This is a genomic window from Nocardia sp. NPDC049190 (assembly GCF_040648115.1).
Taxonomy (GTDB): Bacteria; Actinomycetota; Actinomycetes; order Mycobacteriales; family Mycobacteriaceae; genus Nocardia.
Window position 1 is genome coordinate 140,063 of sequence record NZ_JBEZDE010000011.1, and the last position, 25,667, is coordinate 165,729.

Sequence of the window (25,667 nt, forward strand, 5' to 3'; positions counted from 1 at the left end):
AAACCAGAGACTGTCGGTGACGCTCTCTTCCGCTACTGGGACTAAATCGACCGCGCCGCCCGTCAAGACGCCCACTCGTGTCGAAATTCGCGACCAGACGCCGGCGCGGAGGCCCTGCGACTGACGTCCGAATCCGCGATCAACTGACTCCCGACTTCACGACCGAAGCCACTCGACCGCGCCGCCACAGTCGCCGACCAGTTCCCGACCTCCGGACAGCGCCTACATGACCTGACCGCACGCGGCACACCAGAGACCATCCTGCACACCGCCGGACTCCGGTAACCAGCCGCACAAACCAAAGGAGGGCCCCGCTACCGCGGGGCCCTTCTTGCTGTGTTCGGGATTCAAGCGGCTTGTCTGTTCTCGCTGATCCATCGCCGTCCGCAGAATGTGGAAGTTGCTCGTCACCAGGACCATTCGGGCGGTCGGGCCGCGCGCCGCACCGCGAATGCGGCTGAATAGGTGCAGGTCTCCGACGGGCACCCGCCGGTGAACTCGATCCACCCCGGAAACTTGGGGGTGAACCAGCCCAGCGCAGTCATGGCATCGAAGGTGGCCGCGTGACTGCGCTCTGCCGCGAACTACCCGGGGCGTTCGCGGACGAGTCGTGCCGGGTCAGCCGCCGATCGAGCGGATCCACAATTGCCAGCCGCTGCCTTGCTGGCCATAGACGCAATCGGGCCGGGTGTCGGAACTGCGGTACTTCTCCCCGGCTGCCACACACTGTGCATTGGTCTCGTACTCGCCGACAAACACGCCCTCGGCGGTCGCGTTGCCCGCCGCCGCACCGAGAACAACCATCACCGCAGCACCGGCTGCCAGTACTCCCCACACTGTTCGCATGCCCGACAGCATGCCATGCCAAGGGGACACGGCTTCGCTGTTTCCCGAACTGGGTAGCGTTGCTGTCGCGCCCGTGACCCGCAATCTCCAAACCGATTGCTGCTCAACAACTACGCTCTTCCTTCAGCTTTCACGGGAGCGGGGCTGGTCAGCAGCCAGTTCAGAACTTCCGAAGACTGTCGACAGCGTTGTACCGGTGTGGGGAAAGGTGTGTGGTGACCGTTGCCGAGAGGGGGCCTAAGCGCGGTCAGACGGCTCGCTTTCGAGCCTTTCGCGAGTACGAAGAGCGAAAAGCCGAGGCCAACAACGCGATGATGGCCCTGCTCGCCGGCGCTCAGTTGTCGGCACACCTGCTCAGGCTGACCGAGGGGTCGGATCGGTCGCTGCCAGAGGTGTTTCCCGCGGTCGATCACATCCACAGGTTCAACCTGAAGTCCCACGACGCGCGCCAGATTCTGCTCAGCGCCGATTCGCACCTCGGCAAGATGACTGTCCCCAACTTCGCGGTGCGGGCATGGAACATCCCTGTTGAGAAGCTCGTGCAGTGGGGGACGCAACACCTCTGAGCCGAGTCGGCATGCGTAGATCGCCGTATCAGGCAACATTTCAGTAGGTAACCGGATCGCCGAATATCGCCGCCGATCGCTGTGCCGCGCTCGGCGTAGCGTCGGTAACCCGAGCTTCCCTGCCGCACGGACGCCCGCAACGCGATGATGTTCACCGAACACCACGTCGGTGAAGTCATTGGGACGTTTGCGGATCCGGCTCAGGTCCGTGAGGACTCTCCATAATGCGCTCGTCTGCGCGACATTGCTCGGGTTAGGGTGTTGATCATGGCTTACATGTTCGTCCGTCTTCGGACCGCCTGAGACAGGTGCTCCGCCGGTCGTTGACGACCGGTGCGGCCCGTCTTATCCCACGGCCTCCGGCCGGTGTCGTCCATTGGCATCCGCCGTTGATAGGTCTCAGTTCTGGGCTCCCTTTCCGCGTCGGCGAACGTCTGGCGCACTCGATCCGATAGGACAACTTCTCATGCCTTCGAACATCTCGTCACGTCCGGGCTCGGCACCTACGTTTGTCTTGGTGCACGGCTCCGGTTCGAGTTCGTTCATGTGGACTCCGATTCAGCGTGAACTCGCGTTGCTCGGTTACCGCAGCTGTGCCGTCGACCTCCCCGGACACGGCTTGGACGCGCAGTACCCGATCGCCTACCAGGCGCCGCAGGATCTCGGCGCGTGGGCGGCGGAACCATCAACGCTGGCCGGCGTCACTTTGTCGGACAACGCCAACCGTGTCGTCGACGTCGTCCGCCGCGTCGCCGAGCACGGGCCCGTCGTGCTGGTAGGCGCGAGTCTCGGCGGAACGGCCATCAGCGTGGCGGGCAATCTGGTGCCGCACCTGGTGGATCGGCTCGTGTACATCTCCGCCTGGTCCTGTGTGGTGCATGCCAACCCCATCGAGTACATGGGGGAACCCGAGTTCGCCACCAGCATGCTGGGCCAGCTGGCCGCGTCCAACGTCGGCGACCCAGCCGTGCTCGGGGTCGGGCGGGCCAACTACCGCACGGCCGACCCCGCCCTGCTCACCGAGCTGAAGACGGCGCTCATGGCCGATTGCACCGATGAACAGTTCCGGGCCTTCCTCAACATCCTGCAGCCCGACGAATCGCTCTCGGTGATGATGGGCGACGCTCGGGTCCAAGGGGATACGTGGGGCACGATCGCCCGCAGCTACATTCGGCTCACCAACGACCGTTCGATCCCACTCGCAATGCAGGACAGACTCATCGCCGAGGCCGACGCGCTGACCCCGGGCAATCCATACGACGTTCACACCGTGGACTCCTCGCACGCCGGATTCGTGTTCCGGGCACCGGAGGTGGCCGCCATCCTCGGAAAACTATCCGCTTAGGGCAAATGCCTTCGAGAGGACTCGTATCCCAACGCTACGATGCCCCCGGCGCTCTCTCGCAGAGCAACCGGAGTACCAACCAGCCGGGGGCAGGGGCGCATCCGCCAGAAATCCGGTGGCAGCACGCTATCGCAGACACGGTGCGACAGCCGACCAGGGCACCGTGAGCACGTTGTCGCGCAGACGACGGTAGCGGCGGATCGGGACACCATCCTCGCGCAGTATCTCCGCTGCCGCGCGCCAGCGGACGCGGGGGCCGTAGGGCGCCAGCGGCGCGGCCCGGGCCCACGCGCGATCGGCGGCGCTGAGCAGGGCATGGATCGGCTCGCCGGGAATATTGCGGTGGATCAACACCTTCGGAAGACGCTCGGCGATCTCGGAAGGACGCTCGACGGTGAACGGGTCCCAGGCCAGCGTGAGCGAGCGCGGGCCGGTGCGGTCGAGCAGGACCCACGCGCAGCGCCGACCGAGCTCGTCACAGGTGCCGTCGACCAGCACCCCCTCCGGCGCCAGCGCCGATCGGATGGTCGACCATGCCTCCGGCACCGCCGACTCCGGATATTGCCGCAGCACGTTGAACGCGCGCACCACGACCGGTCGCAGCCCGGCCAATTCGAATCCGCCGCGGGCGAAGACGACGCCGTCGCGACCGGGGACAACTCGCTGCGGGTCGATCTCCAGCCCGACCACCCGCACGTCGGCGCGCACCCTCCGCAATCGCGCGGCCAGCTCGAACGTGGTCCATGGGCTCGCGCCGTACCCGAGATCGACCACCAGTGGATCGGTCGCGTCCTGCAGGCGGGTGGCGACCAGCTCGTCGTGGATCAGCCAGCGGTCACTGCGGCGCAGCCGGTTGACGCCGGTGGTGCCGCGGGTGATGGTGCCGACCGGTGTGGTCAGCGCGCGGGGTGGTGTTCTTCCAGCCACTGCACCGTGAACTCGGCCTCGCCGCGGAACAGGTCGACCAGGTTGACCAGCATCAGTTGCTCCAGGCGTGGGCCGACCATCGGAATGAACACCTTCGCTTCCGAGGAGAAACGCATGGTGCAGCCGGTCTCGGTCGGAAAAAGACGGATCGTGCCGCCGAGGGCGCCCGGCCCCGCCGGAATGGACGCCGAGTACTTGCCGGTGACCTCGTCCGATCCGAATGGTCCGTAACTCTCCTTGCGGGTGATGACCATGTCCTTGCGCATCACCGTCTGTGCGATCTCCGGCAGCATGTCACGCGGCAGGATGTGGTGCAGTTCGAGTTCGATGCCGCCGTCGCCGGCCTCCAGTCGCACCACCTCGTTGCCCGGCGAGTACTTCCGCATCTCCTGCATCCGTGCATCCCAGTAATCACGGTTCGACAGCGCCGCGTACAGCTCTTTTGTGGTGTGTAGCGGGTAGCGCGCGGAATAGTCCAATCGTCGTGCCATGGGCTCACACGTTACTGGGTCCGGTGGCGGATACCGCGACGGGCGGGTGCTCGCCGGAGGCGGCACAGAAGGGTAGTTCCGGTGTGACGTCAGCCAGCGGATTGATGGCCGAGCGTCGATATGGCGCACGGGCCGCCGCTGAGGTGGCCCGTGCGCCGACGACAGGGACGACAGGTCAGTGTGACGCGAGCCACTTGTTGGTGAACTCTTCCTCGTTCTTCAGCAGTTCGGTGAGGTGCTCGGCGATCGCGTTCTCGATCTTGCCGCCGAACAGCGGGATCTTCACCTCGATGGTGCCGCTGGTCGTGGCGGTGGCGCCGGATCCGTCGGCCGCCAGGGTGATGGTCCCGCGCACCTCGGCGGGCGCGCCGTGGACGCGCGCTTCGAAGGTGGCCGAGTCGCCGGTCCAGCGCTCTATGCGCGGAATGATCAGGTCGCCGGGACGCACCGCGGTGATCGCGGCGGGCAACAGTTCGGCGGCGATGGCCTGCACCATGTCGACGTGCACCTGATCACCAGTGACGGTGATCGACTCGAGCCGGGCATTGGGACCACCGACCTCCGCGATGCGGTCCTTCCAGAACTGGTCATTCGCGAGGGCCGCGCGTACGGCGGCGAGAGAATGCGTGTAGCGGGCCGTGTACGCCAGCGGTGTAGCCATGGTCGGACACGCTACCGTCTGGCTGTGCGAACTTCACGGGTGGTGCCGTCTGATCTCCTCGCCGATACCGGTGCGCGGCTGCGCTCCTCGGTACGGCTCGCGGAGCTGACCACGTTGCGAGTGGGCGGGCCCGCGACGGTCGCCGACTGCGCGACGACCGAAGCGCTGGTCGCGACAGTACGCGCACTGGACGCGGCGGGCGTCCCGGTGCTGTTGCTCGCGGGCGGTTCCAATCTGCTGATCGGCGACGACGGATTCGACGGCGTCGTGGTCCGGATCGCCACTACGGGAGTCGAGGTCGGCGCGGGCGGGGTGGTCGCCGAAGCCGGCGCGAACTGGGACGATGTCGTGCGTGCGACGGTCGCCGCCGGGCTCGGCGGACTGGAGTGTCTGTCCGGTATTCCCGGTTCGGCGGGTGCGACGCCGGTGCAGAACGTCGGAGCCTACGGAGCCGAGGTCGCGCAGCTGCTGCGGCGAGCGCGCCTGCTGGATCGGGCCAGCGGCGAGATCCGGTGGGTGGAGCCGGAGGAACTCGGTTTCGGCTATCGCACCAGCGTGCTGAAACACCGCGACGACGCCGTGCTGCTCGAGGTCGAATTCGCGCTGCGCACAGACGGATCGAGCGTGCCGCTGCGCTATGGCGAACTCGCGGGCGCGCTCGGCGTCGCCGAGGGGGAGTCCGTGCCCGCGGCGCGGGTGCGGGAGGCGGTACTGCGGCTGCGCGCGGGCAAGGGCATGGTGCTCGACCCCGCCGACCACGACACCTGGAGCGCGGGCTCGTTCTTCACCAACCCGGTGGTCGCCGCGGACCGGGTGGCACAGGTGCGGGCCGCGATCGTCGCGCATGTGGGTGATGTGCCGGTGCCGACCTACCCGGCTCCGGACGGGGTCAAGTTCTCGGCGGGTTGGCTGATCGAGCGAGCCGGTTTCGGCAAGGGCTATCCCGGCGCCGAGGCTGCCGCCAGGCTGTCGACGAAACACACCTTGGCGCTGACCAACCGCGGCGGCGCCAGCGCCGCGGACCTGGTGGCCCTGGCCAGGACGGTGCGCGACGGGGTCGCCGCGCGATTCGGGATCCGGCTGGAGCCGGAACCGGTCACCGTGGGCATCACGCTGTAGCCGGATGAAACCTACGCCACATGCGTCAGTAGCCGATCCGGCCCGACGCCACGCGTAGATTCGAATAAGTGAGCAACCGTCCACTGATTCGCAGACCGGTTGCCGCGGTGGCGACCGCGCTGCTCGCCGTCGCCGCGCTGGTAGCCGGATGCACGATCGACCGCGGCTCCGGTGCGTCGGCGCGCAGTGCGGGTCCGGTCGCCGAGGCGACGTTGGCGCCCGCCGACAACGCCGAGAACGTCAACCCGACCGCACCGGTCTCGGTGACGATCAGTGCCGGCACGATCGACCAGATCGCGCTGACCAATGCCGCGGGCAAACAGGTCAGCGGCGCGCTCGCGCCGGACAAGCGCAGTTACACGATCACCGAGCCGCTCGGCTACGACGCCACCTACACCTGGTCGGGCACCGCCGTCGGCACCGACGGCAAGCCCATCCCGATCGACGGGTCGTTCCACACGCTCGCGCCGAAGAACACGGTTCCCGCGACCCTCAACATCGCCGACAACCAGGAGGTCGGCATCGCGGCGCCGATCATCCTGCAGTTCAAGACCTCGGTGCGGAACAAGGCCGCGGTGGAGAAAGCCGTCACGATCACCACCGACCCGCCCACCGAGGGCGCGTGGGCCTGGTTCCCCGACGACAATGGTTCGCGGCTGCACTGGCGGCCGAGGAACTACTGGGCGCCGGGCACCGCGGTACATGTCTCGGCGCAACTCTACGGGCTCGATCTGGGCGCGGGCAATTACGGCTACTCGGATCTGACCTCGGAGTTCCGTATCGGCCGCAGCCAGATCGTGCAGGCGGACGCCCCGAGCCACCGCATGCGGGTGGTTCGCGACGGACAGCCGATGTTCGATTTCGCGGTCAGTTATGGCGAGGGGAACGAGCCCCGCAATGTCACCAGGTCCGGCGTCCACGTGGTCACCGAGAAATATCAAGACTTCATGATGTCGAATCCGCCGTTCTACACCAACGTTCGTGAACGATGGGCCGTACGCATCTCGAACAACGGTGAATTCATCCACGCCAACCCGGAATCGCTGTCGGCCCAGGGGTCGGCGAATGTCACCAACGGCTGCATCAATCTGTCGCCCGGTGACGCGCAGACATACTTCCCGACGGCGCTCTACGGCGACCCGGTCGAAGTGACGGGTACGTCGATTCCGCTCTCGGCCGCCGATGGCGACCTCTACGACTGGACTATCGACTGGAACACCTGGGCGAGCATGACAGCCTTGCGCGGCACGCCGTCGGCCGTTGTGTCGGCGACCCCGGTGCCGCCGCAGCCGGCGGGCGGTCGCTGACGCTAGCGGGCGTCCGCGTTCTGCGCTTGTTCGATCCAGCGGTCGGCCGCGCGCTCGGCGCGGATCGCGTCGTGCCGCTCGGCGAGCAGGTCACGGATCTCGATCAACAGTTCGGTTTCGGTCGGCTCGGCCGCCTTGGTGGTGCCGAAGCGGTTCGTGATCGTCTTCATCGGCAAGATCAAGACGAAATACAAGACGGCGGCGACCATGACGAAGTCGACCAGCGCTGTGATGATCGGGCCGATGGCGACGAAAGTGGCAGGTTTGCTCGGAATCAGTTGGACTCCGAGGCCCAGCTCGTTGGTGCTGCCGAAGACGGCGAGCAGGGGGTTGACGATTCCTTTCGTGACCGCGGTGACCACCGCGGTGAACGCGGTGCCCATCACCACGGCGACCGCGAGATCGATGACGTTCCCGCGCATCAAGAACTCTTTGAACCCCTTGAGCATGAGCCGACCAACTCCCATCCGACGTACTTCGATTGGCACGTCAGGATGCTAACGGCTGTGGCCGATCGTGATGTGTCCGCGACCGGCAGTGCATCGCCCGATGGCGGCAGAACGATTCGCTGTCGTCAGCACTCAGGGTTGGGTGCGACGAGCGAATCGACCCGCGTCCGCCTGATCGCGCGGCTTGATGATGATCTGGTCCAGGTTGACGTGCGCGGGCCGGGATGCGACGAAGCCGATGACCTCGGCGATGTCCTGGGCGACCAGCGGGTCGATGCCCTCGTACACCTTCGCCGCGCGCTCGGCGTCGCCATCGAAGCGGACCAGCGAGAACTCGGTCTCCACTGCGCCGGGGGCGATTTCGGTGAGACGCACCGGCTTGCCGAGCAGCTCGCCGCGCAGGGTGCGGTGTAATACGGCCTGGGCGTGCTTCGCGGAGGTGTAGCCGGCGCCGTTGTCGTAGGCGGTGAACGCGGCCACCGACGTCACGGTGATGATCAGTCCGTCGCCCGAGGCGATCAGTGTGGGCAGCAGGGCCTTCGTCACGCGCAGCGTGCCGAGCACATTGGTCTCCCACATCCAGCGCCAGTCGTCCAGATCGGCCTCGGCGACCGTGGCCAGACCTTTGGCGCCGCCCGCGTTGTTGACCAGCACGTCGGCCCGCTCGACCACCTCACTGAACGCCCGCACCGACTCGTCCGAGGTGACGTCGAGTTCCACTGCGGTGCCGCCGATGTCGTCGGCCAGCCGCCGCAAGCGGTCGAGCCGGCGTGCGCCGAGGTAGACGTGATAGCCCTGTTCGGCCAGCTTCCGAGCGGTAGCCGCCCCGATGCCCGAGCTGGCTCCGGTGACGACGGCAGTGCGAGTACTCATGACCCGATCCTAGGTGCAGGGTGTTTGCCGGTCCCGGCGCTGTGGTCGCGATCGCCGCTAGCCTGACTGTCATGGCAATGCGGGACGCGGTCAGTGCGGACGGGACGACCATCGTCTACCGGGTGAGCGGCCCGGCCGACGCCCGCCCGCTGGTGTTGTTGCACGGGTGGTCGGCGAACCTGCGTTGCTGGGGAGCCGCCGCCGACGATCTGGCCGTGGGTTTCCGAGTGATCGCCGTCGATCTGCGCGGACACGGCTACTCGGACGTGCCCGCGACGGGCTACGACGACCCGAAGAACTGGGCCGCCGACCTGGCGGCTGTGCTCGCGGCCGAGGGCATTGTGTCGGGTGCGGTGCTGCTCGGCTGGTCTTACGGCGGGATCGTGCTGTCGGACTACCTGACCGCCTACGGCACCGGGGCGGTGGCGGGTGTCGTGTATGCGGGTTCGACAGCGAATATCGGCCGCGGAATACCCGGCGCGGCCACCGGAAGCGCGATGCAGGAGGCGATTCCCGGCGTCTTCGAGGAGCGGGCGGGCCGCGCCGTGCGCGCGTTCGGCGTGTTCGGCAACGCGAACACGGGGCCGGGCGCGGATAAGGGTGTCGACGCCCAACGATTGCTCGGCGCCAGCCTGGCGACCCCGCCCGCGGTGCGCAAGGCGCTGTTCTATCGGACCGTGGACAACACCGAAACGCTTCGCACCCTGGATATTCCGGTGCTGGTTCTGCACGGCACCGCCGACCCGGTCATCCCGATCGAGAACGGTCGATATATCACCGACACGGTGCCGAATGCGCGCGCGTCGTTTTGGGACGGCGCGCAGCACGGACTATTCCTCGAGGATCGGTCTCGGTTCGTCGCCGAAGTGAGCGCGTTCGCCGCGAACTTGTGATCGGCGTCCAAGCCCTGTGATAGCGCTCACTCGAGTACCGCAGTGCGTCTTGGTCCGGCAATCCACCGTGCACTATGGATAGTGTGAGTCAGCGCCTGGACCGACGGCCGAACCGTATCGCCGTGTTATCGGTGCACACCTCACCACTTGCTCAGCCGGGAACCGGCGACGCGGGCGGGATGAACGTCTATGTGCTGCAAACCGCCGTTCAGCTGGCCCGGCGCGGTACCGAGGTCGAGATCTTCACCCGGGCCACCACCTCCAACGTCCCGCCGGTCGAGGAGGCGGCGCCGGGAGTGCTGGTGCGCAACGTGGTCGCCGGTCCGTTCGAGGGGCTGGACAAACACGATCTGCCCACGCAGCTGTGCCCGTTCACCGCGGAGGTACTGCGCCAGGAGGCCAGGCACCTACCGGGCTACTACGACTTGGTGCACTCGCACTACTGGCTGTCCGGCCAGGTCGGGTGGCTGGCCAGAGACCGCTGGCGGGTGCCGCTGGTACACACCGCGCACACGCTGGCGGCGGTGAAGAACGCCGCGCTCGCCGAGGGCGATTGTCCGGAACCCGCGACCCGCGAGATCGGCGAGAAACAAGTCATCGCCGAGTCCGACCGGCTGGTCGCCAACACCGCCGAAGAAGCTCGTCAGCTGGTCGAGCTCTACAGCGCCCCCGCCGACCGCATCGATGTGGTGCCGCCCGGCGCCGACCTGACTCGCTATCGCCCCGGTGACAAGGCTGCCGCGCGTGCGGAGCTGGGTTTGTCCGCCGAGGAGCAGATCGTCGCGTTCGTCGGGCGCATCCAGCCGCTGAAGGCGCCCGATGTGCTGGTGCGCGCTGCCGCCGAGGTGCTGCGCGCTGATCCGGAACGTCCGCTGCGCGTACTGATCGTCGGGGGGCCGTCCGGCAGCGGGCTCGAGCGTCCCGACGCACTGATCGAGTTGGCCGCCGAACTGGGCATCGCCGAGCGAGTCACCTTCCTGCCGCCGCAGCCGCCGGACCGGCTCGTGCTGGTCTACCGGGCCGCCGATCTGGTCGCGGTGCCGAGCTACAACGAATCCTTCGGCTTGGTCGCGATCGAGGCGCAGGCCAGCGGCACTCCGGTGCTCGCCGCCGACGTCGGGGGGCTCGGCACTGCCGTGCGGCACGAGGAATCCGGTCTGCTCGTTCCCGGACATCGTGCGCAGGACTGGGCGAATGCCCTGCGCTACCTCCTCGACGACCCCGACCGGCTGCACCGGATGGGCGCGCGCGCAGTCGAACACGCCGCGAACTTCTCCTGGGCGCACACGGCCGACGGCCTGCTCGCCAGCTACTCCGCGGCACTGTCCGGGTTCCACGACGGTCGCGGGGTGCTCGGCGGCGGCGGTCTCGCACACAGCGTGTTACACGACGACGCGCCCGAAGACCGCGCTAGCCTCACCGGGGAACGGATGGCGGCGCTCCTCGGTGAGAGCAGCCAGGCCAGATCGCGGGTGCTGTGGCGGCGCAGGACGGGAGTACGTCGGTGACCGAGGTACAGGAAACGGCGCAGCTCATCGATGAGATGTTGTGCGAACGGGAAATCGAGTACACCCGGCCGAGTGCTGAGACTTTTGTCGTCATTCTGCCCGGCGAGCGCAAGCTCGAGACCACGGTGCTTGTGACCGTCGGCAAGCATGGTGTGCGCGTCGAGTCGTTCGTCTGCCGCAAGCCGGACGAGAATTTCGAGGCCGTCTACAAATTCCTGCTGCGCCGCAACCGCAGGCTGTACGCCGTCGCCTACACCTTGGATCGGGTCGGTGACATCTACCTCGTCGGCCGCTTGGCCACGCACACCGTCACCGCCGACGAGCTCGACCGGGTGTTCGGTCAGATCCTCGAGGCGGCCGACGCCGACTTCAACGTTCTCCTGGAACTCGGCTTCGCGGAATCCATTCGTAAGGAATGGAAGTGGCGTGTCTCGCGCGGCGAACCGCTGAACAACCTGCGCGCTTTCGAACATCTGGTGGACTCCGCCGACAAGCCGTGAGCGAATGTCGGCGAGTGGACCGAGAGAATACTGCGCGGTCGTGGGTGGGTGTCGGCGAATGAACCGAGAACGCAGTGCACAGTCAGGGGCGGAACCGGCGCGTCGGAAACTGTCGCCGGTGGCAGTCGCCAGTGGCTTGGATCCCCGAGGTGGTGCGGCATGACGGTTCTCGCTCTGGACATCGGCGCGACGAAATTCATGGCCGGTGTGGTGCATGCCGGCCATGAGGTGCGTGACGTAAGGCAGGTCGAGGTGCCCCGCGAGGACGTGTGGGGCGCTCTCCGCGCGCTGTTGCTCGAGGTAGCTGGCTCGGCGCCGGTCGTCGCCGTCGGCATCGGCTCGGCCGGGCCGGTGGACGTGCGGACCGGCGTCGTCCGGCCATTGAACATCCCCGAATGGAAAGCGGGATTCCCGATCGTCCCCGCGGTGCGGGAGCTGTTTTCCGCCGCCGCGCTCCGTTTCGCGATCGACGGCGCCTGCCTCGCGCTGGCCGAGCATCGCGTCGGCGCGCTGCGAGGGGTGTCCGATGCCCTGGCCATGACGGTGTCATCGGGAATCGGCGGCGGGATCATCGCCAACGGTGAAGTGCTGCTGGGGCGGACCGGCAATGCCGGGCATGTCGGGCACATCGTGGTGCCGGGCTGGGACACGCCTTGTGCTTGCGGCGGATTCGGGTGTGTCGAGGCGGTCGCCAGCGGCATGTCCTCGGTGCGCTGGGCGCGTGAACAGGGCTGGTCGGGCAGCACCGGCGTGCAGCTGTCGGAGGCCGCGCACGCGGGTGACGAGACAGCTGTCGCGGCCCTGCATCGGGCGGGCACCGCGCTCGGCGCGGCGATCGCGTCTGCTGCCGCGTTGCTCGACATCGACCGGGTGGTGATCGGTGGCGGTTTCGCGCAATCCGGTGAACCACTGTGGCGTCCCCTGCGCGCGGCGCTCGCCGAGCACGCCCGCCTGGGCTATCTGGCGCAGCTGCGGGTGGTGCCGTCCCGGGTCACGCACGGCGCCACGCTCGTCGGCGCGGGCGTGCTCGCCACGACGGCCGTAGCGGACTGAATCCTGCCGTGGACGCGACCCGCTCCGATCGATGTGTGACGAACACAGCGATGGCTCTGCGCGCCGAGTAGGAACCCCTGGTCGCCCGGGTTACCGCGGGTGCGCGATCGGCCGGAGCTGTCGTCGTGCCCAGGGAACCGATGCGACCGGGTCGAAGGCACATGCGAGGATGACGGCATGACGTACACCCTCGTGCTGCTACGCCACGGCGAGAGCGAATGGAATGCCCTGAACCTGTTCACCGGCTGGGTGGATGTCCACCTGACGGACAAGGGTATGGCCGAGGGCAAGCGTGCCGGGGAGTTGCTGGCAGAGCACGGCATCCTGCCGGACATCGTCTACACCTCGCTGCTGCGCCGCGCGATCAGCACCGCGAATATCGCGCTGGACGCCGCCGACCGGCACTGGATTCCGGTAGTGCGCGACTGGCGGCTCAACGAGCGTCACTATGGCGAGTTGCAGGGCAAGAACAAGGCGCAGATTCGGGACAAGTACGGCGACGAGCTGTTCATGCAGTGGCGCCGCAGCTACGACACCCCGCCGCCGGCGATCGACCCGGCCAACGAGTACAGCCAGGAGGGCGACCCGCGGTACACGGGCATCGACGTCCCGAAGACCGAGTGCCTGCTCGACGTGGTGAATCGGATGGTCCCGTACTGGGAGTCGACCATCTCCAAGAACCTGCTTTCCGGCAAGACCGTCCTGGTCGCCGCGCACGGCAACTCGTTGCGCGCGCTGGTCAAGCACCTCGACCAGATCTCCGACGACGAGATCGCCGGCTTGAACATCCCCACCGGCATCCCGCTGCGCTACGAACTGGACGAGGACCTGCGCCCGGTCCGTCCACGCGAGTACCTGGACCCGGAAGCGGCCGCCGCGGGCGCCGCCGCCGTGGCGAGCCAGGGCGGCAAGTAACCCCGGACCGCACATCCACGCGCTGCGACCGACTCGGTCGCAGCGCGTTGTCGTTTCCGCGGTAAGCCTCGCGCGGCACCGGGAGCAGCGTGGTGTCCGCGATCGCGTCCGCGTTGTGCGACACGCCGGGCCAGGTGATGGCCAGTCGCCGGCGGCGGCATCTACGGTTCACTTCCGTCGTTCGCCCAGCCGAGAGGTGGATCACGTTCGATGAAGCACGCGTTGCGGGCCACGGCTACGGCGGTCGCCGTCGCGGTGCTCGTCCCCTTCCTGGCCGGCGCGGCCGTGGCCGCGCCGACGTCGATCGGTCCCGACGGTGGGATCGCGGGCGCGGCCTGGGCGGCTACCCAAGACAGCGCCCAGCGGTATCCCAACATCCACATCACCTGGGATGTCCCGATCACGATGAGTGACGGCACCGTCCTGAAGGGCAATGTCTATCGCCCCGCGGACGCCTCCGGTCGCCCGATCGACGACCCGACACCGACGGTCGTCAACCTGACGCCCTACACCAAGCTGGTGTCGAACCTGGCCGATCACGCGCAGTCGATCCCCGGCCTGTCGGACGCTTTGATCGAGCTGCTGCGCCAGATCGATATGAGCGGCACCCCGCTGTCCGGGGTCACCGACCTGACCAAGGCGTTCGGTGGCGGTGAACTGCGCAACTTCACCGTCGACCGCCAGTTGATCAGGAGCGGCTACTCCCAGCTGGTCGTCGACGTGCGTGGCACCGGTTTCTCCCAGGGGGTCTGGGACATGCTTCGGCAGCGCGAGCAGCGCGACACCGTCGAGGTGATCGACTGGGCTTCGCGGCAGCCGTGGTCCAACGGCCGCATCGGCATGAACGGTATCTCCTACTCCGGGATCAATCAGGTGCAAGCCGCCGAGAAGCGCCCGCCCGCACTGCAAGCCATCTTTCCGGTCGTGCCGGGCAGCGACCTGGTCAATGACGTGCTCGCACCCGGTGGTGGCTTCGGATTCACCTTCATCCCGCTGTGGCTGACCGCGGTCAACGGCCTCAAACTGATTCCCGATCTGGCCTCGGTGGTCGACGGCCGGTTAGACACCACGTGGTTGGCCGACCGAGCCCGAGATCCCTTGACGTTCATGGACGTTCTGCTCAACGTCTATACCACCGCGCGCATCGAGGATCTGGATCCGCGCGCCAAAGAACTGTTGACGGCTGGTTCCGCACCGCGTCAGGGTTGGCTGGGTGATCCGGGGCAAATCCGGACTCCGACCTTCGTCACCGGCGGCTGGCACGATCTGTTCACCTACTCGGAATCCAAGATATACCAGGAGATTCCGCTGCCCCCGGGCCGGAAACAACTGCTGATGGGCAACACCTACCATGTCAACTCGGGCAACGAGTACGGCAAGCCGGGGCTGCCGCCGCGGCTGGACGTGTTGCAGCGCGCGTGGTTCGACAAGTGGCTCAAGGGCATCGACAACGGGATCGATCGGTACGGCCCGATCACGCTGCGCCAGCAGGGCGGCGGCTGGATCACCACCGACTCGTTCGCCGCACCCACCGACGAGGCGGGGCCGCGGGAGGCGGTGCACCGCAGGATGTACCTGTCCGCCACCGCGAGCGGCACCGCGAACAGTCGGCATGACGGTTCGCTCACCGCCGACGCCAATGACGACACCGAACGGCTGACCGTCGCCCCCGGTCTGACCGGCCTGTGCTCCAACGACGCGGCACAGGGCAGCGCGGGCGTACTGTCGGTCATCGACGGCTGCGCGAAGGACTCCCGGATCCAGGAACTCGACGGACTGACCTTCACCAGCGCCCCGGTCGCGGAGCCGACCACCCTCTCCGGTCGGATCGCCGTGCGGCTCAATACCGTGCAGGACGCGGCCGACGGCTACTGGGTGGTCACGGTGAACGACGTCGCCCCGGACGGTCGCTCCGGTGTGCTGTCGTCCGGGCAGCTCATGGCCTCGCTGCGGGCGATCGATGACGCGAACAGCAGCAAGTCCGCCGACGGCGACTACACCGACCCGCGCCCGTTCACGTCGTTGGACCGCCGCCAGCCGACGGTCCCTGGCGAGGCCACCACGCTGGACATCGCGCTGCCCGCCACCGAGGCGATCCTGCAGCCGGGCCACCGTCTGCGAGTCGACGTGTACGCGGGCAACTTTCCCAAAGGCCTGCCGATTCTGCCGATGTTGATCGACACCGGCCTGCGTCCCCAGCATGTGCAACTGGACCCGGACCGACCGAGTTTCGTGAATGTTCCGGTGCGGGGCGACCCCGGCTGGTGATCAGCGCCCGGCGCGGTGATCGACCCGCGCGCGAATGTGGCGGAGACCGACCGCTCGGTACGGACGCTGAGGAAAAGCGCCGCCCAACGGGGCGTAAACAGGCGGCTAACGGGGCTGGAAGGGGCTATGACCTGCGCGAAATATCGTGCACCCGGAGTCGGCTGTGCGGTCGGCGACCGTACGATTCAAGAGTGAGTGTTCCCCAGGCCGTCTTGCTGGCAGTCCTCGCGGCTGTCGTCGGTCTGGCGGTCGGCGGGCTGCTGATCCCGTATGTGAACGCCAGGCAGGCCGCGCGCAGGCAGGCCGATTCCGGGCTCACGATGTCGCAGGTCCTCGACTTGATCGTGCTCGCCTCCGAAAGCGGCATCGCCGTCGTCGACGAGTACCGCGATGTCGTGTTGGTGAACCCGCGTGCCGAGGAACTAGGCCTGGTCCGCAACCGCTTGCTCGATGAGCGCGCGTGGGCCGCGGTGGAGAAAGTTCTCGCCACCGGCGATTCCACCGAGTTCGACCTCACTGCGAAGAACCCGGTGCCCGGTCGCGGCCGTATCGCCGTGCGTGGCGTGGCCAGGCAGCTGTCGCGCGAGGAAACGACCTTCACGGTGCTGTTCGCCGACGACGATTCCGAACAGGCCCGGATGGAGGCCACCCGCCGCGACTTCGTGGCCAACGTCAGCCACGAACTCAAGACCCCGGTCGGGGCGATGAGCCTGCTCGCCGAGGCACTGCTCGAATCTGCCGACGACCCGGAGGCCGTGCGCCACTTCGGCCGGCGCGTGCTCGGCGAATCGCGTCGCCTCGGCAAGATGGTGACCGAGCTCATCGCGCTCTCGCGCCTGCAGGGCGCGGAGAAGCTGCCCGAGTTGGAAGTGGTCGATGTCGACACCGTGGTGATGCATGCGGTCGACCGCTCGCGTACCGCCGCCGAAGCGGCGGGTATCACCGTCAGCACCGACCGCCCGAGTGGACTCGAGGTGCTGGGTGACGAGACCTTGCTGGTCACCGCATTGTCCAATCTGGTGGAGAATGCGATCGCCTACTCGATGGCCGGCTCGCACGTGTCGGTCAGCCGCTCGCTGCGTGGCGAACACGTCGCGATGGCGGTCACCGACCGCGGCATCGGTATCGCCAAGGAAGACCAGGAGCGGGTGTTCGAACGATTCTTCCGCTCGGACAAGGCGCGCTCACGCGCCACCGGCGGCACCGGGCTCGGCCTGGCCATCGTCAAGCATGTGGCCGCGAACCACAATGGTGAGATCACTTTGTGGAGCAAGCTGGGCACCGGATCGACGTTCACGCTGCGGATACCCGCTCACCACGAAGCAGACGGGGACGAAGATCCCGACGGCTCGGTGGTGAGCACGAAAGAGACCAGCCCGCATCCCTCGGGTCCGGGCCGACCGAATGGTGTGGAGGTACGCAGATGACGAGTGTATTGATCGTCGAGGATGAAGAGTCGCTGGCCGATCCGCTCGCGTTCCTGCTGCGTAAGGAGGGCTTCGAGGTCACCGTGGTGGGCGACGGGCCGTCCGCGCTCGCCGAGTTCGACCGGTCCGGCGCGGACATCGTGTTACTCGACCTCATGCTGCCGGGCATGAGCGGCACCGATGTGTGCAAGCAACTGCGCACCCGCAGTGGCGTGCCGGTGATCATGGTGACCGCGCGCGACAGTGAGATCGACAAAGTCGTCGGCCTGGAACTCGGTGCGGACGACTACGTCACCAAGCCGTATTCCGCGCGCGAACTCATCGCGCGCATCCGCGCCGTGCTCCGCCGCGGTGCGGGCGATGAGCTCGATGGTTCCAACGAGAGCGGAGTGTTGGAGGCCGGTCCGGTCCGGATGGATGTCGACCGACACACCGTCCTGGTGAACGGCAAACCGGTCACGCTGCCGCTCAAGGAGTTCGACCTGCTCGAATATCTGCTGCGTAACTCGGGCCGGGTGCTCACCCGTGGCCAGTTGATCGATCGCGTCTGGGGCGCCGACTATGTCGGTGACACCAAGACGCTCGACGTGCACGTCAAGCGGCTGCGCTCGAAGATCGAAGCCGACCCCGCCAAGCCGGAGCACCTGGTCACTGTCCGCGGCCTCGGCTACAAACTCGAAGCATGAGCACCGCCGCCCGACAGATACCTGACAGCGAGCACCACATGTGCTCACGAAACGCGACAACTGATTTCGTGAGCACATGGGTAACTCACCGGGTACGCCCAGAACATCAGCGGCACTCGACGCAGGCCCTGAACGCAGATCACGCACTTCCCGCGCTGGTGCGGCCTGAAGGCCCGGGGAGGCGGAACCGTCAGGGGAAGTAGATCCAGGCGGTGCCGAGGGGGGTCTCGTTCTTCTGCAAGGTGATCCAGCCGAGATCGTCTTCCTGCATGCAGTCGTAGAGATCGGCGGCGTTGGTCCCCCGGCAGGCGATCGTGTGGGAGGTGCCGTACGGGCTCGCGATCAGGAGCTTGCCTTCGGACTTGGCGTTCATCGCCCCGGGGTCGGTGGCGGCGACGAACTGCGTGGTGAAGTCGGCAAACTTGGCGGGATCGCCGTTCGGCTCCGCGTGGGCTACTCCGGTCAACGAGAGGGTGGCGCCGATCGCGATGGTCGCCATGGTGAGAACTTTCTTCGACATAACCGCACATCAAACCCCATCTGAGTGAAGCTCGCATGGCGACCGGGTGAACCGAGTGTGCGTGCGCACAGCACTGACCCACCCATTGAGCGCATGGGTGGCAAACAATCAGGCGGGCCGGTCGGCGGAGTCGTGCATCCGGTCGGCGTGCACCGTCGCCGGGTGGACGGCGATCAGGCCGAGGCCCTCGCGGCGGGCGCAGTGCCTGGCCAGCTCGTCGTAGGCGGCTGCGCCGAGCAACTCGATCAGCTCCGGTCGGTAGGACCGCCAGACCGGCTTGCTGCCGACGTGCGCGTCGGGCGAACCCGAGCAGTACCAGTCCAGGTCGAGTCCACCGGGGCCCCACCCGCGGCGGTCGTATTCAGTGATCACGGTGCGCAGGATCTGCACGCCGTCGGGCCGGTCCACCCACTCCTGGGTCCGCCGAATCGGCAACTGCCAGCACACGTCCGGCTTCACCTCCAGCGGCTCGATGCCGCGCCGCAGGGCCATGGTGTGCAGCGCGCAGCCGACGCCGCCCGCGAAACCGGGACGGTTGAGGAAGATGCACGCACCGTCGAATCGGCGGGTGCGCAGTGCCGGTTCGTCCTCCAGTTCGTCGACCTCCAGATAGCCCTTCTTGGTGACGTTGCCCTCGGCGTCGGTGGCCTCGCCCATCAGCTGCCAATCCTGCGGTGTGAGCATTTTCACACCTCGCTGCAGCCGCTTGCGATCGTCCTTGTCGGAGAGGAAGGCGCCGTGCGAGCAACAGCCGTCGTCCGGGCGATCGGAGAGGATGCCCTGACAGGCCGGTGTGCCGAAGACGCATGTCCAGCGCGACAGCAGCCACGTCATATCGGCGACGATCAAATGCTCGTCGTTTGCCGGATCGAGGAACTCGATCCATTCGCGGGGAAAATCCAGATCGACTTCGGGAGCGGGGTCGATCTTCGCCGCTGGTCGGGGCCCGATGGGGCCGCTCGCGGATGCGCCTACCGTCACACCTGAGGACGCTAACAGCTCAGTCGCCTGGTCTAAAGTGCCGCAACACCCAGTAACGTGTTCATGTGCGCCTTGGGGTACTCGATGTCGGAAGCAATACCGTTCACCTGCTCGTCGTGGACGCGCATCGGGGCGCTCACCCCATGCCGATGAGTTCGACGAAAGCCACCTTGCGCCTGGCGGAGAACATCGATCGCGCGGGCCGTATCACCGAGGCGGGTGCGCAACGCCTGATCGCCACCGTCGCCGAATTCGCCAGCATCGCCGAGACTTCCAAGTGCGTCGAGTTGATGCCCTTCGCCACCTCGGCGCTGCGGGAGGCGACCAATTCCGATGAGGTGCTCGCCGGGGTGCGGGCGTCGACCGGGGTCGACCTGCAGGTGCTGTCCGGAGTCGACGAGGCGAGGCTGACTTTTCTCGCGGTACGCCGCTGGTACGGCTGGAGTGCGGGTCGAATTCTCAACCTGGACATCGGCGGCGGATCGTTGGAGATCACCAATGGCGCCGACGAGGAACCCGATGTCGCGCTGTCGCTGCAACTCGGCGCCGGGCGGTTGACCAGGGAGTGGCTGCGCGAGGATCCTCCTGGCAAGCGTCGCGTCGCCGTGCTGCGGGACTGGCTCGACGCGGAGTTGATGGTTCCCTCGAAACAGCTGCTCGAGTCGGGCCGACCGGACCTGGCCGTCGGCACGTCGAAGACGTTCCGCTCGCTCGCGCGACTGACCGGAGCGGCACCGTCGGCGGCCGGACCGCGCGTGCGCCGTACACTCACCAGCTCAGGTCTGCGTCAACTGATTGCGTTCATCTCGCGGATGACGGCGTCGGACCGGGCAGAATTGGAAGGCGTGAGTTCCGATCGGTCACAGCAACTGGTGGCTGGTGCATTGATCGCGGAGGCGAGTATGCGGGCACTATCGCTGGATACCCTGGAGATTTGTCCGTGGGCGCTGCGTGAAGGGCTCATACTGCGCAAACTGGATACCGATATGAATGGTGGACCAAGAGCAACGTACCTACCGGGCCCGGCTGCCGAGGATGGCAGGCCGAGTCCCGGTGGTGGCGCGCCGCCGCTATCGGGCCCGATCGGGACGGTGTCGTAATGAGTGAGGATTCCAAACAGCTGTCGGTCGCTGAGCTGTTGGCACGCAACGGCCAGGGTTCGGCCTCGTCCGGCGGCGGCAGGCGCCGCCGGGGTGGTCGGGGCATCTCGGTCGCCGAACTCACCGGGGACCTTCCGGTCATCCGGGAAGGTGGCGGCCACTCCGCGCACGCGGCGCCGGACTCCGGCGCGCCTGAGGAGCCCGCGTACGAGTCGCCCTCCTTCGACCTGTCCGCGCCGGATCCGGTGTCGTACCGACAGCCGGAGCCCGAGCCCGACCTGCCGTCTTATTCGCCCATGTCCGGGCCGATTTCGAGGTACGACCCGCTGGCGGCCTACGGTCAGCAGGACCCGTCACGGTCCGATCCGGCGCCTGGGCGATCGAGTCGGGTCATGCCCGGCCGGGAGATGCCGTCCGCGCGGCATACTGTGCCCGGCGACCCGCTCTCGCCGGACACGCCGGTATCCGACCTCTATCCGGCCGAGTCCAATCCGTACCTTTCGGACCCGCTCTCCAGCAGTCCCCAACCCGAGGTGCCGCGCCCCTCCGGACGCAGACGCAGACGCGCCGAGCCGGAGGACGACGCCACCGAGGTGCATCCGCCGCTGCGCGAGGCGCCGCGCGAATGGGGTAGCCGCGGTTGGGGCGGCCGCGCCGCGGCAAGCAGCGCTGTGCCGGACTTCGGGTCCGACGACCTGCACCCGGAACCGGGTCGAAACGCTCCCGAAGAGTTCGGTGAACCGAGTTTCGGCCGGTCGAGCCTGCCCGAGCGCAACGGCGCCAGTGGCGGCCGGGCTGCTCGGCGGCGCGCCAAAGAGGCCGAGGAGGCGGCGCCCGCCGCCTGGTCGCCGACCACCGGTGGTTTCGCGCCCGAGTCGGAGCCGATGCCGCTGCCCGATGCGAGACCGCAGCCGTCCGAGCGATTTCGACCCTCTCGCCGCGAAAACAGTTTGCCCGCCTGGTCGGCCCGCAGACACAAGGATGCGCCGCCACCGGACATGTCCCCCGAATCCGGCGGCATGCCGACCGCCGCGTGGTCGCTGGCCAGTCAGGACCAGCAACTCGTTTCCGGTCAGACGGTCGCGGGGGACCTGCTGCGCGACGGCGTCGAGCGGGCCGAGCGCGGCAAACGAGGCCGAGGCACGCGCGAGACGGATCGCGCTCCGGTCGAGGTCTATGAGGGCGCGACCGACGTGTACGAGCCGGTGTTGGATCTCGACATCGAGGACGACGAGCCCGAACTCGACGAACAGCCCCGCGCTGCCTCGCGAGTCGCCGGGCGCCGATCGCGGGTGTCCGCGAAGGCGGAGTACGACGCCAACCGGCGTCAGTGGATGATCCTGGGCGGCCAGAGCACCGGCGCAGCGGTGGCGGGCATGTTGCTGTTCAAGGGTTTCGAACGCATGTGGGAGATGCTTCCCTGGGTGGCGCTCGCCTTGGCGATGATCGTGATCCTCGGTCTGGTGGCCCTGGTGCGCATCCTGCGCAAGACCGACGACATTCTCAGCACGGTGATCGCTGTCGTTGTCGGGATCTTCGTCACGTTGGGGCCACTGGCCTTTCTGCTCAGCACGAACTGACCGGGAGCGGCTGTGGGGAACATCGGGCAGGCGGACGAGGGCGGGGTGTGGCACGCACCCGAAACGCGGGCGGAACCCGTCTCGCCGGGAAAGGCCGACGATGCGCAGATCCAGGTCGGGTTGTCCACTGCCTCGGTGTACCCGCAGAACGCCGAGGCGGCGTTCCGCTACGCGGCCGAACTCGGCTACGACGGCATCGAATTGATGGTCTGGGCCGAGCCGGCCAGTCAGAGCATTGCCACCGTGCAGGCGTATTCCCGCACGTACGGGGTGCCGGTGCTGGCCGTGCACGCTCCGTGCCTGCTGATCTCCCAGCGGGTGTGGGGATCGGATCCGGTGGCCAAGCTCGACCGCTGTGTCCGCACCGCTGAGGCGCTCGGCGCGAGCACCGTGGTGGTGCACCCTCCGTTCCGCTGGCAGCGTCGCTACGCGTCCGGTTTCACCGCGCAGGTGGCGGAGCTGGAAGCGGCCAGTTCGGTGATCGTCGCGGTGGAGAACATGTTTCCGATGCGCGCGGACACGCTGTTCGGCAGACGCGAGGGCGCGGTGAAGCGTCTGGAGCGGCGTGGCGGTCCCGGGCCCGCGCTTACCGCATTCAGCCCGTCCTACGACCCGACGGATACGGGCTTCCAGCACTACACGCTCGATCTGTCGCACACGGCGACCGCGGGCATGGACCCGCTCGCCCTGGCCGCGCGTATGGGCAAAGGCCTCGCCCACCTGCACCTCGCCGACGGCCGCGGCGCCGCCCACGATGAGCATCTGGTTCCCGGTGCGGGGACTCAGCCCTGTGTGGAAGTGTGTGCGAGCCTGGTCCGCAGCGGTTTTTCCGGCCAGGCCGTCGCCGAGATCAACACCCAGAATGCGCGCACCACCCAGGACCGGGCGGCGATGCTGCATCGCACCCTGGCGTTCGCCCGCGAACACTTGAATGGGCACGCGCCGGCCTCCGCGCCCACGCCGACCGGCGCGAACCGGGCATAACTCCGCGTGGCGTGGCCGGTACCAGGCTCTGCGCGATTGCTCACACCGGGTGATCGGTCGCCGAACCGCGTTGTACGCTGTACGAACGCTGGACGGCGGTCGTCATCGGACGCCGAGGCGCCCGAGGGTGAAGGAGTGAGTATGACGGCGGAGCTGGTAACCGATCTCGACCCGGTGTCCTCGATCGACGCACCGTTCGGTCGGGTCTGCGCGCTGACCGAATTGCCCACAACCACCCCGGATGTCGGTCGCTATCTGGGCGTCATCGAGAAGATCTGGACCGTCGGCCCCAAAGTGCACGGCGGAACGATGGTCGCCGCCAGCGCCGCCGCGGCGACCGATCGGCTGCGTTCTTCCGATGCCGCCCTGGTCGGCATGGTTCCGATCGCCGCGAGTTCCGACTTCCTCGGTGCGCCGAACCCGGGCGAGGTCGAGTACGCGGTGCGCATCCGGAAGATCGGCCGCCAGATCTGCCTGGCCGACGCCGACCTCATCCAGGACGGCCGCACCCTGGTCCGCACGACGCTCACCTTCGGTCGCCTGACCGATGCCGACCCGATCTACGCGCCGCAGCACAGCGACATGCCCGTGCAGCCTCCCGCCGACGCCGTCGGATACGAGCCGGACTCGGTGATGGGCCGTGTGGTCCACGTGGGGCAGGGCGCCGAACTCTACCTCGACCGAGAGTGGGCCCGTTTCCTCGACGGCGAACAAGGCGAACCACGCCTGCGACTGTGGATGCGCCCTCGTCCCGCCGACGAGCAGGACCCCGACATCGCCATGTTCTTCGCGATGATGAGTGCCGACATGAGCCCGCCGGTGGCGATGAACCTCGGCCACTTCGGGTGGGCCCCTACCGTGCAGATGACCACCTATCTGCGCCGCAGGCCGGCGCCGGGCTGGTTGCGTATCATCGCGACCGCGCACGAGGTCGGTGGGCGGATGTTCGACGAAGACCAGCTGGTTCTCGATTCGGCCGGCATGGTTGTCGCGCAGAGCCGTCAGCTGGCGCTCGTTCCCCAGCGCTGACCGAAAGCAGTCGCCGTCTAGCCTTGAGGCCCATGACGAGAATCGCAGTGATCGGTGGCGGACGCATCGGGGAGGCGTTGATCGCCGGGTTGCTGGAATCCGGACGGCTGAGCAAGGACTTGGTCGTCGTGGAGACCCACCAAGAACGGGCCCATCAGATTGCCGATCGATTCGGTGTGCGGGTCACCGACGATCTCGCCGATGCCGCTGTGGGCGCGGACCTGCTGGTGATCGCTGTGAAGCCGGGCGACGTCGACGCCGTGCTCGCGCCGTTGGGCAAGGCCGAACTCGGCAACGACCGCGACCAGGTGCTGGTTTCGCTGGCGGCGGGGGTGCCGACGGCACGGCTGGAGGGCAAGTTGCCCGCCGGTTTTCCGGTGGTCCGGGTGATGCCGAATACTCCGATGCTGGTGGGGCAGGGCATGAGTGTGATCGCGCCGGGACGTTACGCCCGACCGCAACACCTGGATCTGGTGAGCGAGTTGCTCGCCGCGGTCGGCAAGGTCGTGACCGTCGCGGAGACGCAGATGGACGCGGTCACCGCGGTATCCGGTTCGGGGCCCGCGTATTTCTTCCTGGTCGTCGAGGCCATGGTGGACGCTGGTGTGGGACTCGGGCTCACCAGGGATGTGGCCACCCAGCTCGTGGTGCAGACGATGATCGGCTCCGCCGCGCTGCTGGACGAATCCGGCCAGACGGCCGCGGAACTGCGCGCCGCGGTGACCTCGCCCGCAGGCACCACCGCGGCGGCGATGCGCGAACTGGAGCGCGGCGGAGTGCGCTCGTCGTTCCTGGAGGCGCTCGTCGCGGCCAAGCAACGGTCGGTTGAACAGGGCACTTCAGCGGAGTGACTGGTCGGTTTCGGATTGGGAAAGATGATTTCTCACTCCCGTCGCAGTAACACCACTGGTCCCGCTAAGCTTCTAGGAGCACGTGCGTGTCTGTACCGCCGGTGGGGAAGCTGGCGGCGCGGACGTGCCGGAGGTCAATGGTGCAATGATGTCTTCGAACAAGATGTCTGTAAATAGTTCAGGAGCGTCCGGCGGCTCCGGCCCCTCGAGTGGCCGGGGGAGTTCCCGATCGCAGAGTGGGTCAGGATCCCAGGGCCAATCCGGGCTCGGCGGCGGCACCCAGTTCCTCACCGTCGCCGAAGTGGCGAGTCTGATGCGGGTATCCAAGATGACGGTCTACCGGCTCGTGCATTCCGGTGAGTTGCCCGCCGTTCGGGTCGGTCGATCGTTCCGAGTGCATGCCAAAGCGGTACACGACTATCTGGAGACGTCCTACTTCGATGCCGGATGAGGCGGATTCGGTAGCGGCCGGACGTGCCGGTACGATAGCTCCTCGGTTCGTGTTCGCCCGCCGGTGGCACCGTTGTCGGGTGCCCCGTGGTATCCGGCGGCGCGGACACAGGGCGTGAGGCTTGCCGAGCGACCTCGGTCGGTGGACCGGGGCGCCTAGGCGGACGGACGTCCGGCAATCGCGCACGGTGAGAGCGTGCGCGCCGAGTAGAGAGAACGCGAGGACAACCCTATGGGTTCTGTGATCAAGAAGCGCCGCAAGCGCATGTCGAAGAAGAAGCACCGCAAGCTGCTTCGCCGCACGCGTGTCCAGCGGCGCAAACTCGGCAAGTAAGGCA

At 67.5% G+C, this 25,667-nt stretch carries 28 protein-coding genes; 19 read left to right on the forward strand and 9 right to left on the reverse strand.

The window, feature by feature from the left end; genetic code table 11:
- Positions 1-407: 407 nt before the first annotated feature.
- Both AB0B25_RS12740 and AB0B25_RS12745 read right to left on the reverse strand, forming a co-directional pair.
- Positions 408-545 (reverse strand): hypothetical protein, encoded by a 138-nt coding sequence (locus tag AB0B25_RS12740; protein ID WP_357177626.1) that lies wholly within the window; start codon positions 543-545, stop codon positions 408-410.
- A 73-nt stretch (positions 546-618) separates the two neighbouring features.
- The gene (locus AB0B25_RS12745) at positions 619-846 is read right to left on the reverse strand and encodes a hypothetical protein (protein WP_357177629.1); all 228 of its coding nucleotides are present in this window, start codon (positions 844-846) and stop codon (positions 619-621) included.
- Between the two features lie 215 nt (positions 847-1,061).
- Between AB0B25_RS12745 and AB0B25_RS12750 the strand changes: the two genes are divergently transcribed.
- Entirely contained in the window at positions 1,062-1,412 is a 351-nt protein-coding gene (locus AB0B25_RS12750) for a hypothetical protein (protein ID WP_357177632.1), read from the forward strand.
- Positions 1,413-1,878: 466 nt separating this feature from the next.
- Complete coding sequence (locus AB0B25_RS12755) at positions 1,879-2,757, forward strand: alpha/beta hydrolase (protein WP_357177635.1); 879 nt, start codon at positions 1,879-1,881, stop codon at positions 2,755-2,757.
- Between the two features lie 126 nt (positions 2,758-2,883).
- Here the strand turns inward: AB0B25_RS12755 and AB0B25_RS12760 are convergent, their stop codons facing one another.
- From AB0B25_RS12760 to AB0B25_RS12770, 3 genes are all read right to left on the reverse strand, one after another.
- Positions 2,884-3,684 (reverse strand): class I SAM-dependent methyltransferase, encoded by an 801-nt coding sequence (locus AB0B25_RS12760; RefSeq protein ID WP_357177638.1) that lies wholly within the window; start codon positions 3,682-3,684, stop codon positions 2,884-2,886.
- On the reverse strand, positions 3,654-4,175 hold the full coding sequence (locus AB0B25_RS12765) for a DUF2505 domain-containing protein (RefSeq protein ID WP_357177641.1): 522 nt from the start codon (positions 4,173-4,175) through the stop codon (positions 3,654-3,656). The genes AB0B25_RS12760 and AB0B25_RS12765 overlap by 31 nt, the downstream gene beginning before the upstream one ends.
- 175 nt (positions 4,176-4,350) lie before the next feature.
- Positions 4,351-4,836: a DUF2505 domain-containing protein gene (locus tag AB0B25_RS12770; RefSeq protein ID WP_357177644.1), complete on the reverse strand. Its 486-nt coding sequence runs from the start codon at positions 4,834-4,836 to the stop codon at positions 4,351-4,353.
- Between the two features lie 39 nt (positions 4,837-4,875).
- On the opposite strand from AB0B25_RS12770, the gene AB0B25_RS12775 reads away from it, so the two are divergent.
- Positions 4,876-5,955 carry a UDP-N-acetylmuramate dehydrogenase gene (locus AB0B25_RS12775; protein WP_357177762.1) on the forward strand — a complete coding sequence of 360 codons (1,080 nt, stop codon included), beginning with the start codon at positions 4,876-4,878 and terminating at the stop codon, positions 5,953-5,955.
- A 68-nt stretch (positions 5,956-6,023) separates the two neighbouring features.
- A complete protein-coding gene (locus AB0B25_RS12780; RefSeq protein WP_357177647.1) occupies positions 6,024-7,262 on the forward strand; it encodes an Ig-like domain-containing protein in 1,239 nt (412 codons plus the stop codon).
- A gap of 2 nt (positions 7,263-7,264) precedes the next feature.
- Here AB0B25_RS12780 and mscL read toward each other — a convergent pair whose 3' ends face one another.
- A complete protein-coding gene (mscL, locus tag AB0B25_RS12785) occupies positions 7,265-7,711 on the reverse strand; it encodes a large conductance mechanosensitive channel protein MscL (RefSeq protein WP_357177764.1) in 447 nt (148 codons plus the stop codon).
- Between the two features lie 132 nt (positions 7,712-7,843).
- A complete protein-coding gene (locus AB0B25_RS12790) occupies positions 7,844-8,584 on the reverse strand; it encodes an SDR family NAD(P)-dependent oxidoreductase (protein ID WP_357177649.1) in 741 nt (246 codons plus the stop codon).
- A gap of 71 nt (positions 8,585-8,655) precedes the next feature.
- Here AB0B25_RS12790 and AB0B25_RS12795 point away from each other — a divergent pair, with 71 nt between their 5' ends.
- The 8 genes from AB0B25_RS12795 (at position 8,656) to AB0B25_RS12830 (ending at position 17,834) form a co-directional block, all read left to right on the forward strand.
- A complete protein-coding gene (locus AB0B25_RS12795) occupies positions 8,656-9,477 on the forward strand; it encodes an alpha/beta hydrolase (protein ID WP_357177652.1) in 822 nt (273 codons plus the stop codon).
- Between the two features lie 74 nt (positions 9,478-9,551).
- Complete coding sequence (mshA, locus tag AB0B25_RS12800) at positions 9,552-10,985, forward strand: D-inositol-3-phosphate glycosyltransferase (RefSeq protein ID WP_357177655.1); 1,434 nt, start codon at positions 9,552-9,554, stop codon at positions 10,983-10,985.
- Complete coding sequence (locus AB0B25_RS12805; protein WP_357177658.1) at positions 10,982-11,485, forward strand: YbjN domain-containing protein; 504 nt, start codon at positions 10,982-10,984, stop codon at positions 11,483-11,485. Before mshA ends, AB0B25_RS12805 begins: the two co-directional genes overlap by 4 nt.
- A gap of 159 nt (positions 11,486-11,644) precedes the next feature.
- Positions 11,645-12,538 (forward strand): ROK family protein, encoded by an 894-nt coding sequence (locus AB0B25_RS12810; RefSeq protein WP_357177661.1) that lies wholly within the window; start codon positions 11,645-11,647, stop codon positions 12,536-12,538.
- A 177-nt stretch (positions 12,539-12,715) separates the two neighbouring features.
- A complete protein-coding gene (locus AB0B25_RS12815; RefSeq protein ID WP_357177664.1) occupies positions 12,716-13,453 on the forward strand; it encodes a phosphoglyceromutase in 738 nt (245 codons plus the stop codon).
- A 210-nt stretch (positions 13,454-13,663) separates the two neighbouring features.
- Positions 13,664-15,721 carry a CocE/NonD family hydrolase gene (locus tag AB0B25_RS12820; protein ID WP_357177666.1) on the forward strand — a complete coding sequence of 686 codons (2,058 nt, stop codon included), beginning with the start codon at positions 13,664-13,666 and terminating at the stop codon, positions 15,719-15,721.
- A 242-nt stretch (positions 15,722-15,963) separates the two neighbouring features.
- On the forward strand, positions 15,964-17,148 hold the full coding sequence (locus AB0B25_RS12825; RefSeq protein ID WP_357177767.1) for an ATP-binding protein: 1,185 nt from the start codon (positions 15,964-15,966) through the stop codon (positions 17,146-17,148).
- Positions 17,145-17,834, forward strand: coding sequence for a response regulator transcription factor (locus AB0B25_RS12830; protein ID WP_357069966.1), 690 nt, complete (start codon positions 17,145-17,147; stop codon positions 17,832-17,834). The genes AB0B25_RS12825 and AB0B25_RS12830 overlap by 4 nt, the downstream gene beginning before the upstream one ends.
- A gap of 190 nt (positions 17,835-18,024) precedes the next feature.
- On the opposite strand, the gene AB0B25_RS12835 is transcribed toward AB0B25_RS12830, so the two are convergent.
- Both AB0B25_RS12835 and AB0B25_RS12840 read right to left on the reverse strand, forming a co-directional pair.
- Positions 18,025-18,354 (reverse strand): hypothetical protein, encoded by a 330-nt coding sequence (locus AB0B25_RS12835; RefSeq protein WP_357177669.1) that lies wholly within the window; start codon positions 18,352-18,354, stop codon positions 18,025-18,027.
- 108 nt (positions 18,355-18,462) lie between these two features.
- Positions 18,463-19,335 (reverse strand): hypothetical protein, encoded by an 873-nt coding sequence (locus tag AB0B25_RS12840; protein WP_357177672.1) that lies wholly within the window; start codon positions 19,333-19,335, stop codon positions 18,463-18,465.
- Between the two features lie 65 nt (positions 19,336-19,400).
- Here AB0B25_RS12840 and AB0B25_RS12845 point away from each other — a divergent pair, with 65 nt between their 5' ends.
- The 7 genes from AB0B25_RS12845 (at position 19,401) to AB0B25_RS12875 (ending at position 25,663) form a co-directional block, all read left to right on the forward strand.
- Positions 19,401-20,435 carry a Ppx/GppA phosphatase family protein gene (locus AB0B25_RS12845; RefSeq protein ID WP_357177675.1) on the forward strand — a complete coding sequence of 345 codons (1,035 nt, stop codon included), beginning with the start codon at positions 19,401-19,403 and terminating at the stop codon, positions 20,433-20,435.
- Positions 20,435-22,015 (forward strand): hypothetical protein, encoded by a 1,581-nt coding sequence (locus AB0B25_RS12850; protein ID WP_357177678.1) that lies wholly within the window; start codon positions 20,435-20,437, stop codon positions 22,013-22,015. The genes AB0B25_RS12845 and AB0B25_RS12850 overlap by 1 nt, the downstream gene beginning before the upstream one ends.
- A 108-nt stretch (positions 22,016-22,123) precedes the next feature.
- Entirely contained in the window at positions 22,124-22,999 is an 876-nt protein-coding gene (locus AB0B25_RS12855) for a sugar phosphate isomerase/epimerase (RefSeq protein WP_357177770.1), read from the forward strand.
- 141 nt (positions 23,000-23,140) lie between these two features.
- Entirely contained in the window at positions 23,141-24,028 is an 888-nt protein-coding gene (locus AB0B25_RS12860) for a thioesterase family protein (protein ID WP_357177681.1), read from the forward strand.
- 32 nt (positions 24,029-24,060) lie between these two features.
- Positions 24,061-24,879: a pyrroline-5-carboxylate reductase gene (proC, locus tag AB0B25_RS12865; protein ID WP_357177685.1), complete on the forward strand. Its 819-nt coding sequence runs from the start codon at positions 24,061-24,063 to the stop codon at positions 24,877-24,879.
- Positions 24,880-25,042: 163 nt separating this feature from the next.
- Positions 25,043-25,330, forward strand: coding sequence for a helix-turn-helix domain-containing protein (locus AB0B25_RS12870; protein ID WP_357177773.1), 288 nt, complete (start codon positions 25,043-25,045; stop codon positions 25,328-25,330).
- A 231-nt stretch (positions 25,331-25,561) separates the two neighbouring features.
- Positions 25,562-25,663, forward strand: coding sequence for an AURKAIP1/COX24 domain-containing protein (locus tag AB0B25_RS12875; RefSeq protein ID WP_003402602.1), 102 nt, complete (start codon positions 25,562-25,564; stop codon positions 25,661-25,663).
- The last annotated feature ends 4 nt before the right edge of the window (positions 25,664-25,667 follow it).